We start from the raw sequence: 14,384 nt of genomic DNA, 5'->3' as shown, positions 1-14,384 counted from the left end.
AGCCTGTAAAACTGAGCACATTTAGGCAATTAGTAAAAACTCTAAGCATATTATCAAAACGATAACAAAACCGCAGCATTTACTCATTCTCTGATAGCAAGGGTGATCATCACAGGAGCATGATCTGTGCTCTGGCTGTCATGTTCGAAGCTGGGATTGATCAGATGGCGGTCATAGATTTCGTAGCGGCCGACCTCAGCCAGACTCAAATCATTTTTGGCATCAAACTCATTCTCTGATAGCAAGAGTGATCATCACGGGGGCATGATCTGTGCTCTGGCTGTCATGCTCGAAGCTGGGGTTAATCAAATGGCGGTCATAGGTTTCGTAGCGACCGACCTCAGCCAGACTCAAATCATTTTTTGCATCAAACTCACTCGAGAGCAAGATGTAATCCAGTACCGAGCCTTTAGCAAAATAATAATGCGTCGCAGGCCTGGCCTGTTCCGATAAACTATATTGACTCGCTTGGTATAGATCATAGGAATCTTGTAAACGATAAAATCCTAACTGATGAGCCACCCCCCCCATGGCTCCCTGACTCATATCAGCTTGAGGTTTGATGCGGGTATCGACTGAGGTTAGTGCTGCGAGCACACCATCGCTCAACATGTCATTAAAATCCCCCATCAATATCATAGGATTTTGTGTCTGACTTCGACGTTCAACCATGGCATAACGCAACAGCGCAGCTTCGCTGCCTCGCTGAACACTCGAGCCCCAACGCCCCAGCGCCTCCATGGCCAGTAATTGGCCGGTATTCAGTTCAGTACCTGCAGTACTTTTTCTAAAGGAGCTTGTAGCGGAATTAACCTTAATATCCTGTGCATCGAACAGGGCGCGCTTAGACTTAAAGTGCACCACATAACAATCACACAAGCCAAGTTTAGGCAAGTCAACCGTAGCCCTAAGCGGTTTGCGACTAAATTCAAACTCACTCATTAGCCCCATCTGCGCCGCCCACTCTTTATTGGCGCTAACCGAAACCGCTTCCTTGATAGGATAACGAGAAGCCAATGCAACGACTGGCTTGCTATAAATAAAATCGTCCATGACCTGAGGTGAGTCCAGCACGCTAAAGTAGTCCAGGCCACAAGCTTTAGTGAGGGTCTCCAGTTCATCAGGACTAAACACCTCCTGAAAAGCTATCACATCAGGCTGGTGCTCATTAAGGTACTTAGCAATCCAGTTTAGCTTCTTCTGCCACTGTTCCTGAGTGTAAATATTGTCAAATTCATAGAAGGCATCGGGAGGCGCAATAAAATTAAACAGATTAAAGCTGGCTATCTTTAATCGATAATGGCTATTGGAAGAAGTTGATAACAAGGCTGAACCTAGAAATAGCGGATACTATTTATGAAGGTTATACCGAAAATAACTCGAAGGATAGTTTGAATAACAGCCTAGGGTAAAATAATGACGGTACAACTTAACCCCTGTCATAAGACCAACCATGAGTATAAGTCACAGCTTTACTTTATTGCACTATATCGACGCATATTATCGAGGTAGAATAATCTGCCGATTGAATACTTAAACTTGCTTTCTCCTTTTCCCCTCATTCGGCCAGGAGTATGATGCAAACAACAGCTATCGAACGAGTTAAGTCTGCTTTTATCGCCGGGCTTTGGGCAACCTTGGCCAGTATAACTATCGGCTTCGGCTTTAAAATTTGGCTGGCACAATGGGTAGCCAAAGAAGATCTGGCTCTGTATCACACCAGCATAGATATCATCTCACTGTCTCTGATCTTGATGACTGGCTTTCGCTCTTCCATGGTGGTGAGCTACTCGCAAACACAGAATGATAAAGATATAACCAATATTTTTCGTTATAGCCTGATCACTATGGTATTGCTCACCTGGGGAGTTGTCTTACCTTATATCAAGCACACATTACATATCCCAGTGGAGTACTTCCATTTGGTCGGTATCATCTTAGGCATGGGGTTCAAGGTCTACTTTACCAATCAGATAGCCATGTATCGTATGTACAATATTTCCAACAAGGTGACTTGGATGGAGCCCTTAGCCCAGATCTTAGTCTTCTTTATCTGCTTCTATCTGTTAGGGCAAGCCGCCATTGCCTCGCTATTCATTTCCATGATGCTCTCCTCTCTCGCCATGGCTGGCTTCATGTTTATCAGCCGACGAAAACAGATAGCGACGACGCCTTTAGACTCGGTAAATATGGACTCTAGCCTAGTCAGCTTCGTGAAAAAAAGTTTTACCGCATCCCTGGAGGCTGGGGCTAGCATCTTGATGATCTACATTACCGTGCTACTCACAGTCGCTCACTTTAGCATCGAAGAGCTCGGAGACTTTCAGGTGGTTGTTAGACCTGTGATTACCTATCTGACACTGCTGTTCGTTTTTCCTATCTATCGATTCGTATTGCCTGAACTCGCTGTATGTGTACGAAATTCTGACATCCAGCAAATTAAACAGATAAAAAAGTGGATTTATAAGCTGGCCGCCATAGTCGGTTCAGGTTTCTTCATTACTATGCTTTTATTCAGCCATGACATAGTCGCTTGGGTGTTCCCGCCTGAATACGCTCAGGCTGCACCTGTGCTAATGCACTTTTCCATGTTCTTCATCTTCATGATACTTAACGCCTATCAGCTAGCTTTTATTAAAGCCCACGGCTTGTTTACCCAAAGCTTGATGATCAGAATCAGCGGCATTTGTGGACTGATAGTGAGCTACTATATTTATAGCGAGGTTACTGACAATGTCGTGGCGGTGATCTTAGCCCTAGGTACCGGCTACCTCTTGATGTTTATCTTATCGAGCTTGGTAGAGAGGCAGATCCACAGAAGAGAACACTGCAATATGCCTATGGAGCAGAAGATAAAATAACCAGACTAGCTTAGTGATAAACTCCAAAATATTCACATATTGGGATTAAAAATCCCAGGGCATATCGATATAAACTCTAACCAAAGTATCTTTATCCCAAGGTAAGATAGGCAAGTAATCTGGATCATCTAAAGCCACTTTTGCATATGGATCGAGATTGTATTCGGTATGCTCTACACTCACCACAAACACACTGTCCTCTACCCAAGTATTAGCATCATAATTCAGGGCGATGCTATAACGATTCTCCAGCCACTCACTGCCATCGTTCCAATGCTGAATCTTAGCCGATAATTCCAACGAAGACCCCAAGGAAAATCGAGTGTCTGCCGCAAGCGTATAAGCCCCGGTCTTATTTTGGAAATCACCTCGATCGTATCCACGCATTTTCGGCACATCATCATCGATTTCCAGAAAGTAGTATCCCGCTCCCACCTTCACTCCGGCAAAGAAATTTTTTGTATCATATTCATAGCCAATACCAGGAAACAATTTCAGCTGTTTCTCAACTGAACTGACAGTATTTCGCCTGCTACTCGCCTCTACTTCCCATTGAAATGCACTATCAGGAGACAGACGAAATAGCTCGCCCTTCACCATAAAATTCGAACTAAACCAGATAGGAATATGATCGGGATCTAGCTTATCTTTATCATGATCGACAAAAACATCTACAGAGCCAGTCAATAAAATATTGGACTGCGTGAGATGAGACAATGAAAAAGTCGCCCCAGCACCTAAAGTATGTGAGTCGGCTTGCTCGACTATAATGTCGTGGCCACCAAAAGCGATACGCCAATCCAGTGCCTTAGCACTAAAAGTACTCGCTAAGGAGAGACACAGTACGGTGAAAATGAGTGTAGGAATTTTCAATGCCATTTTGCGATAACCTTATAATTCTTGGCGAGCGAATGCTTCACCGGCAGGCTTGTTACGCAGAATTTAACCACAAACCAAGATTAAAATCAGTAGCTTGTAACTAGCCTGAATAATTAAGCTAATGATGAAATAGGAATCGAAGTGCAAGCCCGAGAAGGAAGCTTCGAATAGAGAGCATCAATTACTGCTTCGGTGCTTTAAAATCTATCACATCCCCCTTCTGTAGGATTAACGGCTCCTCGATGCATACTCTGTTTTTGCCTAAGTCTTTGGCTAGATATAATAATTTATCTGCTTTCGCACTGAAAGCCAAAGGGTCGCTGTTCTGAGTCGGATTTGCGCTGATCACTCCAAGACTGATGGTCACATATTCAGAGACGCTCGAGGGCTCATGGGGAATATGTAATTTTTCAATGCTCATTCGACACTTATCCGCCAAGAGTGCGGGTTCATTGGTATTTGGCAATAAAATAACGAACTCTTCACCACCATACCGAGCGACTAAGTCTGTGTTACGGCTCATGGTACTCTTCAATGACTTGGCCACATCCCGCAAACATTGGTCTCCCGCCAAATGTCCATAATGATCATTAAACTGCTTAAAGTTATCAATATCGATCATGATGAGGGAAAGTGAAATATTGCTTCGAACGGCTCTCTGCCATTCTTTTTCGAATTGCTCATCGAATTTGCGACGATTGGCAATCTTGGTCAAACCATCGGTATGGGATAATTCTTCCAGCTCCAATTTGGCTTCATTCAGATCTTGGGTTCGCTCTTCTACCTCGACCTTGATTAAAGAGCTACGTCGAATAACGGCAGAGGTATACGCACCACAAAGAAGTACGAATAAAATACCAAATGCAAAACTAATGAAAGGTAATAAACTTCTACGTTCTGCGATATAGCCAAGCGTCGGAGTCGACACTAATGTCCACTGTCGCCCTCCAAATCGACTCAAGGGTTTATTGTAAGTGAGCTGAAGCTGAGTCGTATTTTGACGTTGGTCGATAGAAAAATTTGAATAGAGTTGCTCGGCCAAGACCCCGGTATTATCAATCAATTTTAAGTTAATGCCTTGGGCGCCTGTATACTTGATCGCTGTTTCGAACATATCTCCGATTCTATACACCCCGAGCACGAAGCCAATCAACTTCTCTCGACGTTTAATTAACGTATTAGGTTCACCTCGATAGATAGGCATAAACATCAGAAATCCCTTCTGATTGGAAATTTCCTGTACCAGAGTAATGCTGGCGGTCGCCAATGAGAGGTCTAGATCTCGTGATTTTTTGAGAATTTTGTCGCGTTTGGGATTTGATGCTAAGTCAAAACCGAATGCCACCTCATTGCCTTCCATTGGCTCGACATAATAGACAGGAAAATACTCCTTTCGCTCAGTCGCTCGGATCATACTCCCCTGAAATTCACGCTCGGTGAATTCAAAATCAGGGTGCAGTTGTCTTCTTTGCTGCTCATATTTTTCGCGCTGTTCCAAGCTTACTCTGGGGATCCACTCTAATGCCTTTATGTTCTGATGCCTAACCAAGAAGCTACTTGCCAGCTTTCTAAATTCACCCTCGGTCACATCATCTGAACTATTGTATAAGCCCTTAACCGCATAAAGCACTTCTAAATTAATCAAGAGCTCTCGTTCTAAGGCTGCCGCCTTATCATCAACATCTCGCCTAAAATCGGACTCTATGGTCAATGTCTCATTTTGATAAAAGCTATATCCAATCCCTGCAGACAGTATGATGCCAACCAAGATGAAAAATAGAACTAAATAGTTAGAGAAAATGCTGAATGTACGCATGATTAATTCTCTCTACTTAAATAGAGTAGAGCAACAAAGAATGAAATAGGCTCAAGTTGTGACAATGCTTTACTCTGCTTAAAAAAAGAAAAGTTCCAAGGAACATAAATAAGTTATATTAGTTAGTCCTTTTATGCAATTAACTCCCATCAGCAATCATCCAAAATTTATACCTAAAAAAACGATCTTGAAAAATGCTAAGACGAGTATAGATACATCCTGATAAACATTAAAAAATGATGACAAACCCTTCTCTTAGACTAGTTCGAACAATCAAAAAATCAAATGATATTGTTCTATATCCAATGAATGAAACGAACCTCAATGAAATTGTTTTAGTCAATCATTCTTGTGTTCTCTTGCCCCTATGACGTAGTCTACAGTCATAGTCAGCAATTCAGGATGAATTTCACCTATGCTATTTGCTAAAAGTTCAACTTCGATTTCAGCAATAACAGAAAAGAGTCCTGATACCAGCCTCTGTGACATCAAGGAGGATAACCCTTTGATTTGGCCGTTGTTAAGCCTACTCAAAGCCTCTAACAGAAGCTGGAAAGTACATCACCTCGCGGCCAAACTCCAACAACAAGGCTTGATGCATCATCTAGACGATGATCAACAGAAAGCCCTCTTCAAAACCAATTTTCTCCTAATGAACGCCCTCTTCGAGCTGCAGCAACTCCTCCTACCACAACATTGGTTACAAGTTAAGGCCATGGAGATTCAAATTTACAGGGTTTTACCCCTAAATCTAGTCACTAGCCTCAAGGAAGATGACGCCTTGAGAGATTACTATCTCAATTGGCTCAATTACGATACCTGCCCCAACATCATTCAGGAAATGCTCGAGTCTTTCTGGAGTCGATACGAAGACTACATAGGCACTAGCCCCAACTTGATGCATAACAGTCAGGCATTATCGGTATTTGAGTTAAAGGGCGATGCAACAGATAAACAGATCCGCAAGCAATGGCGCAAATTAGCCCTGATATGGCACCCAGATCGCCCTAATGGAGATGCAGCTCAATTTCGTAAAGTTTGTGAAGCGTGGCAGACTTTAAGAGATAAACGTTAAAAATATCCTCGAAACTCAAACCTAGATCACACTGTAAACACTGCTCCTATAAGTTAATTCAGTCATAATTAAGCATTAGCTTTTATGCTAGATTTATTAGGTGCAATATGGCGTATCGATAGCTTGCTTTGCCCTTCAGGCAGAAGTTTCGATATTGAGTACCAGTCGGTACGAGCCTGCTTCAGCCTATCACTTTTGAGGATAATCAATTGATTAAGCACATAGCCTTAGCGTTAACTTTAGCTTTAGCCCCTTTGAGTAGTTTTGCTGCACAATTTGAAGAAGGTAAGCACTTCACACAGATTGCCGAAACAGCCAGTGCTCAGCCAAAGCTAACTGAATTTTTCTCTTTCTATTGCCATAACTGCTACAACATGGAAAAGCAGTATCTTGGTGATATAAAAGCCAATTTAGATAAGAAAGTCACCTTTGATAGCAAACATGTAGACTTTATGAATAGTGATATTGGTACAGAAGTCATGCGCTCTTTGGCAGTGATTCAAGAGCTCAATGCTGGTGACAAGATGACTCACGCTATGTTTGCTGCGATTCAGGGGGACGAAGATGCTCATGGCCATAATCATGATCACGGCGCACATGAAAAGCCAGAGCTTAATAATCGCGATGATATCAAGAAAGTCTTCGCCGCCAATGGATTCGACATCAATGAGTATGATGCTGTTGCCGACAGTAAAGCCGTTAATGACAAGATAGATTTATGGCGCGTACAGCAGAGACAGTTCCAAATCCAGAGTGTCCCTGCATTTGTAGTGAATGACAAATACGCGGTTAACATGAGTTCCATTCGAACACTCGGCGAGCTTATCGACTTAATCAATTACTTAGCCGTAGAGCATAAGTAGATGTAAACCTAAGAAGCATCTAGAAACTAGGACCTAGTTTCTAGATCAATTTTTGATGAAATCCAGTAGATGCAAACATACACAGAAAACATGTATCAAGATAAACCCGATAAAACCTTTCACAAGCAGGATGTGATAACTGCGCCACATAAAGGCATCTGAACTGCCTTGCAGACAAAACCAGATCACGCCGCTAAAGCCAACACCAACTAAGAGTAATATCCCAATGCCTTCGATGCAGCTAAACAGGCCACGCCCGCCAGCTACAGGGATTCTACCTTTAACCAGCCCGGATAGATCTTTGTTGAGCTGAGAAAAGTCAGCCAGCAGCCAAGGAAACATCTGTCGCCACCGACCTCTCAGGCAATGAGTGATCAACATACTCACAGATAGCCCGGCAGTGACTAACCCCAGGTAAACATGTAAATAATCCCATATTGAAGCACTATTACGCAGGCCTCGTCCCATCAGGATCCAGCCACTGGTGGAAATTAAAAATGCAGATAAGATAATAATACAGGCATGCTGATAGTCGACCAGCTTAGAAACCAGCCTACTGAAAACCGAAGAAGAATTAGCCATTAAAACCTCTACTTGTGTATCTTGAATTTTCCCAAGCAAACACTACAACAGCTCGATTTCCTTGACGAAAACATCGACTCGCTGCCAATCCGTATACTCAATCTTAGTGCCCACAGCCGTTGGCCCTTTGGTTATCCACATAATGAAGCGAATTATGCTCCTGTCTAACCAGTTATAGCCCTGATAATCCAGGTTACCTGCAAATACCTTAAGCAAGTTAGGCCGCCATTGGGTCTTACTCAAGAAAGCCTGCATATAAGGATTCGTCTCGGGGGTATTTCTGCCAGCTTTACGCGCCACTAAGCTCACAGAAAAGAAGCAGCTAGATTTAGCTTCTAACGCCACAAGATGGGTCGCAATAAAGTTATACACCTCTGCATTATGCTTTCCGTGGCGGATACTGGCTCCAATAATAATTTTATCGAACTCACCGAGGAGCGGAACTTGCTCTATGCAGCAAGTCACCACTTGGTTGCCATTTTCAATCAAACGTTTGCCGATATGCTCAGAAATTTTGCGTGTCTGGCCATGAACACTGGAGTAGATTATCAATATTTTACTCACCGGGCCCCCTGACTAATGAACTCATTATGGATAGAGGCATACTAATGTATAAGGCAAAATATTTACTTGAAACAGATCACGAGACTCCGAGGTCAAATCTGGAATACTCCTACCCAGCTCACAAACTCAACCATCAACCATCAACCATCAACCATCAACCAGAAGTGAAAACATTAAAGCTTATCTGGCAAAGAACACAATTAAACCAACTGATACCTTTTAGTTACAAATGATATCAACACGTGATCGTTAAGTTTCAATCTGGAGGCTGTTTAATATGGAATCAATGTCCTTAAAAGGTAATACTTTCACTCACTAGTCTCTTCTTGGTATGCTCCGCTTCACATCACAACCTTAACATTTTTATTTATTTATCTTTATCCAAAACCATTTGCGGATAAAGTTATATAACATTGGTTATCACCTAGGTACCTACAGAGTTGTGCAGGCTTAACGCCTCAAAAGTACCTTGCCATCATGATAGATTAACGGCTATACAAACCTCATTGGGCCAAGCTAAATAAACAAAGTTGGAAACTCTCAGATGCTAGTAGCTGAGCTCCAATCACACTTAGAGAATCGAAATGAAAAAACGAATAGCCATCGTGCTGGCTTGGGCAATATCTGGATGTGCAAATGAAAACCAACTCTTAGCGGATCTAAAAAAAGACACACAGCCTATTGAACTCACTACCTGTCAGCAGGTACTCGATGCCTACAAAAAGGGACAGGATATTGAACCTTATGTGCGACTAGCCAGGACATTATGGATGATACAGAAGAGCACTGAATATGGCAGTGCGGCAGCCATGAGTAAGTATCAGGCTGATGAACGAATGGGTTTAGTCATCAAGAAATGCATAAACGAACCTGGAAACACTTTTATTGCCACGTATGCTCTCGCTGCAGATTAAGGACTTATTACACATAACAACACTGGACTCAGTATTCCTTTTCCAAAGCCAGTTACCAATTAACTAATCTAAAAAAGCTCAAAATTGAGTATATCGTGGCCCCTAAAGAAAAATCCTAATTCCCATTGTCATACAGAGAAAAACAGAAAGCATGATAGTGAGTAAACCTATAGATATAAAAAAAGCAGAGCAATAACTTGCTCCGCTATAGGTTTTAAGCAAAATTTAAAAGCTAGCAGGATAAACGTTACAGTGACATCAAGAAAGCAACAACTTGATCTCGCTCAGCCTTGCTCAATGCCATAAAGTCATTACGACTCTGCTCACTTTCGCCGCCATGCCACAATATCGCCTCTTCCAGAGTTGCAGCGCGACCATCATGTAAGAAGCCGGCCAGTGGGTTCACGGTCTGAGTCAAGCCAATACCCCACAATGAACGGGTACGCCACTCATTGCCGTCGGCTAGAAAATCAGGACGGCCATCGGCGAGCTCTTCACCCATGTCATGTAGCAACATATCAGTGAAAGGATAGATAGTCTGTCCCTTGAGCGCATCTATCATAGGTGTGCCGCCAATATCACCAGTCGACTTAGTCACGAAGCTGGCCTTATGACAGCCCGTGCAGTTAACTTGCTCAAACAGGCGCGCACCTTCACGAACATTAGCATCATCGACATTACGTCTGGCCGGTACCGCTAAAGTCTCGGCATAGAAGACCACAGAATCACTGAACTCGACGCTCGCCTCAGGCTCTCCATTGACATCTTCTCCCGTGTCAACGAAGCCGGTTCTGGTTAGATAGCTATCATGCAAGGCGGTGCCAAATACGCTCTCATCGGGAAACAGTGGATTAGTAATACCGATATCACCACGCAATGCACCCAGAGATTGCACTCGTACACTCGGAGTATTGGCCTTCCAACCGAAACGTCCCAAAGAAACTGGATTAGTGTCCCCAGCTTGCGCCTTAACGGCGTCGAAGACCAGGTTAGCCCGGCCAGAGATCTTGTCGCCATCTGCATCGTTCTCATCGACCAGGGCCAAAATATCAGTCTCTGGAATCGCTTCAAGCAGGCCTAAACCGAAAACAGGCATGCCGTTACGCCAGCCCATCAAGACATCATCTTGGAGTAGGTCCGAAGTCACGTTAGCACTAGATAAGGTCTCACTGGGTGCATCATAAGGGTTTTCTACCGCGAATAATGGTTTCTTCAATGTGATGCTTGTGCCATCCGAATATGTCACGACCTTGGTTTCATAGGAGAGATACACATCCGCCTGTCCACCAAACAAATTATCTTGCCAATCCGGACGCGCTTTTAACACCCCGCGGTGAAACAGTTGACCGCCAAAATTAGGCACTGGGATAGGAGCACAATAATCATTTGCCGCAGTTCCTAGAGTACATGGCTCCGCAGCAGCCTTGCTGATACGCAAAAATAGCCCGGCTTCGGAACTTAGTTTTATCCGGGATTCTCCGGCTGGCACTATGGGAGTCGAATTACGCCCATCTCGCTGGTGACATGAGTTACAGTCAGTATTGTTAAATACCGGACCCAAACCATCGAGATCAGGATGTTCGACGTTTGGCGCCGTAGTGAAGGCGGTCTCAAAACTAAGATCACCTTCGAGGTGATGCTCTAAGCTCACATCGGATAAATTAGGTGCAGGAGTCGAGAAACCATGACCTGACTCGGAAGCATCGAAGGTGGTAGTCTCTCCGCCGCTGGCCTTCATATCGGTAAAACTTGGGTATATTTTTTCTTCGGGTTTAGGTTCAGGGGCATCGTCACCAGAGCCCCCACAGGCAGTTAAGCCAAAGCAGATAGCGAGAGCTAAACTGGCATATTTATAACGATTAAAATTCATCATTTTCATCCCACACACATTTTTACTTAAGCGAGTATTTCTCTATCCTGAGCTGAATACTGCTTAAAATAGGTCTCTTTATATTAAAAAAGGAGGCCATTCCTGTGCCTCCTTTTCTATCCAATCACATCTGTATTAGATAGGGAGTTATACTTTCCACTTATTAAGTAGAGGAACAACATCTGACTCCAGACTGGCTTGTAGCTTAGAAAGCGCATCCACAGCAGTTTGGATTCTTCCGCGACCTTCAGCATCGGCAATTGCCTGGCGGAATGGCATATTGTTAGAGCCCTTGATAGCCTGGATCTTAATGATGGCATCATCAATTTCACTGCTTACACGCAGTGCAAGCGCCTCATCGCCGGCCTTAACGAAATCGATAATGCCTTGCTTGTCACTGGCACCGGTTAGCTCACCTTGGTAGACATTACGCACACCTATGATGTTATCGCTGAAATCTGTCAGTGAGTTCCATGAGTACTGCGACTCAACTTTAGAGGTATCAGCAGTTGCTGCCGAAGTGCCAAATGGATCGGCAATCTTACCGTTACCCACTTCATCGACAATGCCAATCATGCCGTTTACCAGCTCCTGAATCACACCGACCTGAGAAGCGTAAAAGGTGTTATCCGCTGTTCCCGGATTCTTAACCAATTCACCATAGGCTTTACCTGTTTGACCGTCATGACTTATCAGCCATGAATCATCAAGAGTCTTGGTGTAGTCACGGAACACTTCCGATAGACCCATCAAGTATTCGGCTTCTGACATGCTTAAGTCGGCAACATCTTTCTGGTTATCGACAACACCGTCACCAAATAATAGATATTCCATGGTGTGGAAGCCCTGAACATCATCGTTCCAACCCTTGATGGTATCGGCAGAGAAACCTGAGTTATTAGTTAACACAGTTTTAAGGTCTGTAGTGTTTAATGGCCAGCTATCTAAGTGTGGATCGATACCTAATGAATCTACTGGGCCAAAGATATGTGACTCACCTTGTTCCCAAGGCTGACGAGCCGCCTTCCAGGCTTCTTGTGCTGCAAGCAGGTTAGCCTGAGTCTTGTTAGCCACTAGAGTTTGAGACGCAAGAAACATCTCCTCGCCTTTTATCGCCAGCGTCGAGTAGCCACTGATAATCACATCGTCGGTCAAGTTAGTGATCATCTCAGTCGCGGCAAATTCAAACTTGTCATCAGTAGGCGGTGGTGTTGTGTCATCGCTACCTGAACCGCCACATGCGGCGAGTGTAGAGATGAGTGCAATTGCGACTGCTGAGTACTTAAGTTGTTTCATGTAAATCTCCATTTTTACTTTATAATTAGGTGCGCCTACCCCTGCATAGTGTGCAAGGGCCTCCCCGAGTCCTAGATGTGTGCTCATTGCTTATGCATGAACACACGTGACGCCGAGTAAAATGACAAAAAATCAGGTGTTATAGTGAGAACTGGTAACCCACGCCCAGGGCGAAAAAGTTTGTGTCCGGAATTGAAGACACGGCAACTTGCTGACGTCCGGCTTCCGCTTTGATAACAATCTCAGCAATTGGGAAATAGTTAATTCCGATACTGGTCCAGGTATTCTCATAGCGCTTAGACGCAGTGCCGGTATCGACATCGGCTAGCGGGTTCGAGTAATCGATATTGGCAAAAACGGTAACTGGGATCGAAGTGAAATGGCTCAGATCTACCCCTGCCTCGACGAAGAAGGCTTCAGACTCGGATCCGACTTGGGCAAAGTTGCCAGGCTTTAGACCTGGTGTGGTCTTGTTAGCTTGAGTGATACCATCTGCGTCACTCAAAGTACCGTTCAGGTACTGACCGCGTAAGATCCAAGGTCCTTGTACGAAGGCGCCAGATATGGCCAAGATACTAACCGTACCATCACCACTCACCTTGTTGCTTTTATGACGGTTACCTGTGGTATTGCCATAGTAATAAGCGACGCCAACGGCGCTGCCCTTTTTAAAATTGCCGTAATCAAGACGCAATGCATAGGCAAGGTCGTCTGCATTAACACTCTCGAAGCGCTTCTGGTGGCCGGATGCTATCCAGTCATAGGTACGGAAATATTCGGAGTTTAGACCACTGACAACCTGAGCTTGATAGTGGAAATTAGCCATCTCACCAAATATGCCGACACCCATCTCATTCCAAACAGCGGGTAACATGGCCGCCTCACTACGGTGACGCAATACAGTCAGGTATTGATCTGGCTTATGTAAGATACTTGAAAGTCCAATTGGCAGATGAATATTACCGAACTTGACACCAAATTCATCACTGGGACGGTATCTCAACTCAGCCTTCTCGATCATGACCTCACCACCGGCTTCGACTTCAGTTTCAAACTCACCGAACTCATCGAAACCATCATATTCAAGGGCCGTGCCTGTACCACCATGTTCGTACTCGATCTCGACTTCCATATCCCATTCATCGTTGAACTGGTAACCGAACTCGGTGACTATACGTTCGAGATCGAAACGGCCACGACGTTCTGGACTGGTATCCTGTACGTTCTGGTAATACTCATCGCTGGTGTAAGTCATGCTGCCGTATGACTTGAAAGAAAACTTACTCCAATTACTTTCAGTTAGCGTTTTTTTTGCAGCTGCAACCACTTCAGCCTGCTCTTCTTGCTGCTTTAGTTGCATTTTTTGTTGGGCTGCTAACTCGGCAAGATCGTGTTTAAGCTTATTGAGTTCCGCTTCCTGTTTAGCAATCGCCAGCTCTAATTGAGCCGGGTCTGTTGCCGCCATGGCACTAGTACAACTAAAGCCAGCTATACATAAAGCCAACAAACTTAACTTGGTTTTCATTTATTTCTCCGCACAAATTAACAGCATCACCTAAATTCGCGAACAAAATACTACAAATGAAAATCATTTGCATTAGAATTTACACTTTCCTTTGCAACAGCATTTACAAAAAACTTACATTTGTAATAGCTAATATATG

General features: G+C 43.9%; 13 protein-coding genes. 4 read left to right on the top strand and 9 right to left on the bottom strand.

Annotated features, from left to right (window positions below; all coding sequences use genetic code 11):
- Positions 1-83: 83 nt before the first annotated feature.
- Together FS373_RS31460 and FS373_RS10230 are read right to left on the bottom strand one after the other, a co-directional pair.
- Positions 84-245 carry a hypothetical protein gene (locus FS373_RS31460; RefSeq protein WP_185976955.1) on the bottom strand — a complete coding sequence of 54 codons (162 nt, stop codon included), beginning with the start codon at positions 243-245 and terminating at the stop codon, positions 84-86.
- A complete protein-coding gene (locus tag FS373_RS10230; protein WP_152829382.1) occupies positions 229-1,326 on the bottom strand; it encodes an endonuclease/exonuclease/phosphatase family protein in 1,098 nt (365 codons plus the stop codon). Before FS373_RS10230 ends, FS373_RS31460 begins: the two co-directional genes overlap by 17 nt.
- Before the next feature lie 248 nt (positions 1,327-1,574).
- Here FS373_RS10230 and FS373_RS10225 point away from each other — a divergent pair, with 248 nt between their 5' ends.
- Complete coding sequence (locus tag FS373_RS10225) at positions 1,575-2,861, top strand: lipopolysaccharide biosynthesis protein (protein WP_152829381.1); 1,287 nt, start codon at positions 1,575-1,577, stop codon at positions 2,859-2,861.
- A gap of 45 nt (positions 2,862-2,906) precedes the next feature.
- Here FS373_RS10225 and FS373_RS10220 read toward each other — a convergent pair whose 3' ends face one another.
- Positions 2,907-3,740 carry a hypothetical protein gene (locus FS373_RS10220; RefSeq protein ID WP_144045006.1) on the bottom strand — a complete coding sequence of 278 codons (834 nt, stop codon included), beginning with the start codon at positions 3,738-3,740 and terminating at the stop codon, positions 2,907-2,909.
- 181 nt (positions 3,741-3,921) lie between these two features.
- Entirely contained in the window at positions 3,922-5,556 is a 1,635-nt protein-coding gene (locus tag FS373_RS10215; protein WP_144045005.1) for a diguanylate cyclase domain-containing protein, read from the bottom strand.
- A 415-nt stretch (positions 5,557-5,971) separates the two neighbouring features.
- Here FS373_RS10215 and FS373_RS10210 point away from each other — a divergent pair, with 415 nt between their 5' ends.
- Both FS373_RS10210 and FS373_RS10205 read left to right on the top strand, forming a co-directional pair.
- A complete protein-coding gene (locus FS373_RS10210; RefSeq protein ID WP_144045004.1) occupies positions 5,972-6,631 on the top strand; it encodes a DNA-J related domain-containing protein in 660 nt (219 codons plus the stop codon).
- Positions 6,632-6,840: 209 nt separating this feature from the next.
- On the top strand, positions 6,841-7,494 hold the full coding sequence (locus FS373_RS10205) for a thiol:disulfide interchange protein DsbA/DsbL (RefSeq protein ID WP_152829380.1): 654 nt from the start codon (positions 6,841-6,843) through the stop codon (positions 7,492-7,494).
- Between the two features lie 45 nt (positions 7,495-7,539).
- Here FS373_RS10205 and FS373_RS10200 read toward each other — a convergent pair whose 3' ends face one another.
- Positions 7,540-8,076, bottom strand: a complete 537-nt coding sequence (locus FS373_RS10200; protein WP_144045002.1) for a cytochrome b/b6 domain-containing protein — start codon at positions 8,074-8,076, stop codon at positions 7,540-7,542.
- 42 nt (positions 8,077-8,118) lie between these two features.
- Positions 8,119-8,640 carry a menaquinone-dependent protoporphyrinogen IX dehydrogenase gene (gene hemG, locus FS373_RS10195; RefSeq protein ID WP_322619479.1) on the bottom strand — a complete coding sequence of 174 codons (522 nt, stop codon included), beginning with the start codon at positions 8,638-8,640 and terminating at the stop codon, positions 8,119-8,121.
- 584 nt (positions 8,641-9,224) lie between these two features.
- Between hemG and FS373_RS10190 the strand changes: the two genes are divergently transcribed.
- On the top strand, positions 9,225-9,554 hold the full coding sequence (locus FS373_RS10190) for a hypothetical protein (protein WP_144045001.1): 330 nt from the start codon (positions 9,225-9,227) through the stop codon (positions 9,552-9,554).
- A 247-nt stretch (positions 9,555-9,801) separates the two neighbouring features.
- Here FS373_RS10190 and FS373_RS10185 read toward each other — a convergent pair whose 3' ends face one another.
- The 3 genes from FS373_RS10185 to FS373_RS10175 form a co-directional block, all read right to left on the bottom strand.
- Positions 9,802-11,424 carry a di-heme oxidoredictase family protein gene (locus tag FS373_RS10185; RefSeq protein ID WP_144048817.1) on the bottom strand — a complete coding sequence of 541 codons (1,623 nt, stop codon included), beginning with the start codon at positions 11,422-11,424 and terminating at the stop codon, positions 9,802-9,804.
- A gap of 147 nt (positions 11,425-11,571) precedes the next feature.
- Positions 11,572-12,720 carry an imelysin family protein gene (locus FS373_RS10180; RefSeq protein WP_152829379.1) on the bottom strand — a complete coding sequence of 383 codons (1,149 nt, stop codon included), beginning with the start codon at positions 12,718-12,720 and terminating at the stop codon, positions 11,572-11,574.
- A 139-nt stretch (positions 12,721-12,859) separates the two neighbouring features.
- On the bottom strand, positions 12,860-14,245 hold the full coding sequence (locus tag FS373_RS10175) for a hypothetical protein (protein WP_152829378.1): 1,386 nt from the start codon (positions 14,243-14,245) through the stop codon (positions 12,860-12,862).
- Between the last annotated feature and the right edge of the window lie 139 nt (positions 14,246-14,384).

The organism is Shewanella sp. YLB-07 (assembly GCF_009377275.1).
This window is presented reverse-complemented; position numbering and strand designations above follow the sequence as displayed.